Genomic DNA, 4,488 nt, shown 5'->3' on the forward strand with positions numbered 1-4,488 from the left:
AATGGCATGTTTTGATCGAACGCTTTGATGACCCACGCCCGGTAGGCACCCGACGCAATCGGTTCGTCGCTGACAAACCCGCTGGTGTCGGCCCAGCGCACCAGATCCAGCCAACGGACGGCTTGGTGTTCGGCGTAGGCAAGCTGTGACATCCAACGATCGCGATACTCAACGAAGTGTTGCTCGCTGGGATCTTGCTCAAACTTCGCCACTTCCGCGGCCGTCGGCGGCAATCCGCGCAAGTCAAAACTCAGCCGGCGCAATCGTTCTCGCGGAGATGCCATGGAAACCGGCGCTGCGCCGTATTCGGCCCAACCGGATGCCAACAGTGCGTCGATCGCAGCGGCTGCCCGCCCTTGCTTTGACACCCCCGTGCCGTCTGCAGAAGCGGAGACTTCGGGGCGTTCAAGAGACCGCCACGCCCAATGTTGCTGGTACTCGGCCCCCTGATCGATCCAGCGTCGGAGCAGGCCGATGTCAGCGGGCGAGAGTTGTTTGTCGGAGTCAGGCGGCGGCATGATTTCGTCCGGCGAATCACTCAGGATGCGACGCACGAATTCAGACTCGTCGGACTCGCCGGGGACGATCACACCGCTGTCGGTCGCACCGTCGTAGGAATCCAGTCGCAGATCGGCTTCACGACTCGATTCGTCGGGGCCATGACAGAGCAAACAGTTCTCGCTCAGGATCGGTCGGATGTCACGATTAAAATCGACGCGTTCTTCGCCGGCCGCCACAACGGGCAGGGCAATCACCAACGTCAACAGCACTCGCGTCAGGGGATTCATCATCGTGGCGTCAGCTTCCAGCTTGCGAATTCGGTACTCCGCAACCGGGAGGCGTCCGCCACCGGCCTGCGTGTTCAGCAAAAAGTCTACCCGCTCCGGCCAAGAACTTCTTGGACGGATCTCGATGAGTTTGGTACATTTTGACCATGGCCGAACCACTGTCCCACCTAGTCCAACAGCGGTTTTTCCGAGAACAACCTCTCGCGGAATCGTTAATTGCGTTGTTTGACGCACTGCCACAGACGTACTTTTACGCCAAAGACATCGACAGCCGTTTTGTAAAGGTTAACCAACAATTCCTGGACAACCATGGACTTGCCGATGAGTCCGAGGCGATCGGCAAAACCGACCATGATCTCCATCCACCGTTGTTGGCCAAAGCCTACATCGAGGAGGATCGACGTGTGATGTCGAGTCGTCAGCCCCTGCCCGGACAGGTCTGGCTGGTGCTCCATCGCCGTCAGACCCCGCGATGGTATGTGTCGACCAAAACCCCCCTGTTCAATGCCTGTGATGAGGTCATCGGCATCGCCGGCGCGATGTACCGAATCGAGCATCAACAAGAGCTCACGCGGCACCTTCAAGAATTATTGCCCGCGGCACGGCACATCGAATTGCACTACAACGAACCGATCTCGATGGCGGAGATGGCGAGTTTGACAGGGCTTTCCTCGACGCACTTCAATCGACGCTTTCGGCAATTGCTGCGCATGACCCCGATGCAATACTTACGCAGCATCCGCGTTCAGGCGGCACGTGATCTTCTGACGACCTCCTCCAGAACGCTTGCGGAGATTGCGGTAGCCGTCGGATACACCGACCAAAGTCACTTGACCAAACGGTTCCGCGAAGTCACCGGCATCACGCCCGCCGCCTACCGCCGCCAGTTCGTGAAATCCAGTAACAAGTGATGTTGCGATCGGATACCGAAACACTGCGACAGTTGGTACCCTTTAGAAATGCGAGCATCGTCGGCTCAATCGGCCAACACCTCGCTTTTCAATCCCTGTATTTGCTGAGACGTTGCGATGGTGAGTGATTTGATACCGATCTCGGAGATTCTGGTCCCCGTTGACTTCAGCGAGTGTTCCCGGCGAGCATTGCAGTATGCCATGCGGATCGCCGCGGCGAGCAATGCGCACATCCATCTCTTGAACGTCATCGATGATCCCACGTTGATTCACCAATCGACCGATCAAAAGTTTCGTGACCGGCAGGCCCACGAGATCGAAGAACAGTTCCTGAATGTGATGAGCCCCGAGGATCGCGCGCGTTTCCGGACGACGACCAGCATTCGCTTCGGAACGGCCTATCACGAAATCGAAACGTACGCCAAAGAACACGACATCGAATTGATCGTGATGGGAAACTCCGCCCGCTCCAGTCTCTCCAGCGCCATCCTGGGCAGCGTTTCCGGACACACAATCCGTCACGCGGTCTGCCCCGTCATGACGGTGACGAATCACTGCGAGTGACGTAGTCGCCTTTTGCCCAAAGGGCATGCATATCCATAGCCTGGGGCAAGCAAACCGAGCATTTGCGAGGGTTGCGCCGCCCCGGGAACCGCTGTGTTGATGCCAGTGCCCTGGCTGGAGGCTCGAGCAAAGCGAGGGGAGCGTTTCCGTTGCACCGCATCCACCGATGCGAACACCAAACGGGGTGCTCCTTGTTCGCCGTCTCGCGTTCAAAGCGCCTTTTCAAAGGCCTCTTTGCCGCCGACGATCGGTAGCGAAACGGAGGTGCCGTCGAGGTCGATCGTCAACTCTGTCCCGGGTGTCGGGTGCAGCGTGAAGTCTTTGTCGCTGGACAAGATCATCAATCCGATCTGCTGGCCTTTGGGGATGACTTGATCGTCGGGCTGAAGATCAAACGACACCTCGTAGAACGTTCCCGGCTCCAACGGTTCGCTTTCGGTCATCGAGTTGCGGTTTTGCGGATCGGCCCAACCGCGGGTGATGATGTTGTCAGTGATCTTGGCGTTCTTGTCGTTGTTCCACGGCAACGAGACCAGCCAGACCGACAGATTGACGGCGGGTTTACTGCTGGCCAGTTTGATCGTGATGCGAGGCGTTCCGGAAAGATGAATCGGCTCTTTGAATTCCGGAGTCGTGTAGATCAATCGGTGCTCGGTCCATTCGGCTTGAGCCAGCGAGGCACCATCGAACGAAAAATTGTCGACCAGCGTCTCAGTGCCGGCGTCCTGAGTCGCTTGCGTGCTCAGCGATCCCCGTTCGGGTGCACCGCCGGACAAATAAAACGTGACCGGTGACGCGTCTGGATGGGGGTAGTCGGGATAGGACGTCGGTTTGTCCTGCTTGTCACCTTCGCGAACGATCCATGCACGAGGGTCCTTCTCGACACCGTTTTCGACGCCGTGCAAGTAACGTGTGAACCAGCGATTCATCATCTTCATCGGCGGTGGTCCCCCGTGTCCGCCCTGATGGAAAAACGCTTGCGTCGGAACACCTTTCTTCTTGAGCGCCTCGTAGATTCGAACGCTGTGCTCGGGGACCACATTCCAATCGTTGAAAGCATGAGCCATCAAGACGGCGGCCTTCAACGGTTCCAGATCATTCAAGTAGTCTCGCCCCGCCCAGAAATCGTTGTAGTCACCGTTGACCCGATCGAACTGGGTCAGCATCTCCAGATCACGGACAGTGCAATCACAGTACTCACGTCGCGCTTCGTTGCCGCTGTGGATGAAGTCGTAAAGGTAGTCGATGTCTTCGCCCAGATAACCGTAGGGATGTCGCACCAGCCCGTTGGATCGGTAGTAGTGATAGTACGATGTGTTGGGCGCGACCGGGATGATCGCTTCCAATCCATCCACGCCGGTCGTCGCCGCCGCCAACGGGATTGTGCCGTTGTAACTCGTTCCCGTCATCCCGACTTTTCCGGTGCACCAATCGGCGGTGACTTTTTCGTCTCCATCGGGAGTCGTAAACCCATCGGCACGACCGCACAGCCAGTCGATCACGGCCTTGGGTGCCAGCGACTCATTGTCGCCGCCCACAGTTGGACACCCCTGGGACAGTCCGGTTCCGGGGGACGAGGAATGAACCACGATGTAGCCGCGTGGCACCCAATCTTTTTCGTGCCGCTTGGAGATGATCGGACGCATCCCTGTTCGCTCGACGGCGTCAAAGTGTTTTCGTTCCGGTGGGTCCTCGCCGAGTTCCTGTCGCGGGTTCCAAAAATACTCGTCTCCCTTCGCGCCGGTACCGGCAAAGTAGGGACTGGAGTTATAAACGACGGGCAACTTCAACCCTTCGCTCTCGGTTTGCCGTGGACGCGTCACGCTGACATGCATCCGATCCAGCTTGTCATCTCCGTCGGAATCAAACTCCGTCTCGACCCACAGATCGTGCCGAATCCAATAGTCAGAATCTTCAAACGCTTTGACCACCTGGGCTTCACCGTCCTTGAACACCGGCTTGGCCGGTTCCTTGGCCGTCGCGATCGATCGCCCGGCAACGAGACAGGTGACCAGGCTGATGCAAGCGAATGCAGTGCGCGTCAATCGAGAGGTGTGCATGACGGATCTCTTTAGAAGTCAAACTTGAAGTTGGCACAGGAAGACGACACGGTTCGTTCAGGAATGCCGAATGGCCGTCAGCTATTGCATTGTCGTAAAAACGGAAGTTTCATCCAGGTGCTGGAGACGAAAGGGTCAAAAAATGGAGTGGTCAAAACATTAGGC

4 protein-coding genes are annotated in these 4,488 nt (G+C 57.4%); 2 read left to right on the forward strand and 2 right to left on the reverse strand.

Going from position 1 to position 4,488, the window contains the following annotated elements:
• Positions 1 to 791 (reverse strand): DUF1549 domain-containing protein (locus ABX749_RS23400; protein ID WP_372898125.1); only part of this gene is annotated, 791 nt, incomplete at its 3' end.
• A 218-nt stretch (positions 792 to 1,009) separates the two neighbouring features.
• Here ABX749_RS23400 and ABX749_RS23405 point away from each other — a divergent pair.
• Together ABX749_RS23405 and ABX749_RS23410 are read left to right on the forward strand one after the other, a co-directional pair.
• Positions 1,010 to 1,699, forward strand: coding sequence for a helix-turn-helix domain-containing protein (locus ABX749_RS23405; protein ID WP_372898126.1), 690 nt, complete (start codon positions 1,010 to 1,012; stop codon positions 1,697 to 1,699).
• 117 nt (positions 1,700 to 1,816) lie between these two features.
• A complete protein-coding gene (locus ABX749_RS23410) occupies positions 1,817 to 2,263 on the forward strand; it encodes a universal stress protein (RefSeq protein WP_372898127.1) in 447 nt (148 codons plus the stop codon).
• 209 nt (positions 2,264 to 2,472) lie between these two features.
• On the opposite strand, the gene ABX749_RS23415 is transcribed toward ABX749_RS23410, so the two are convergent.
• Entirely contained in the window at positions 2,473 to 4,323 is a 1,851-nt protein-coding gene (locus ABX749_RS23415) for a Xaa-Pro dipeptidyl-peptidase (protein ID WP_372898128.1), read from the reverse strand.
• Positions 4,324 to 4,488 lie beyond the last annotated feature (165 nt).

Origin of the sequence: Stieleria sp. (assembly GCF_041595215.1) — a bacterium.
GTDB classification, from domain to species: domain Bacteria; phylum Planctomycetota; class Planctomycetia; order Pirellulales; family Pirellulaceae; genus Stieleria; species Stieleria magnilauensis.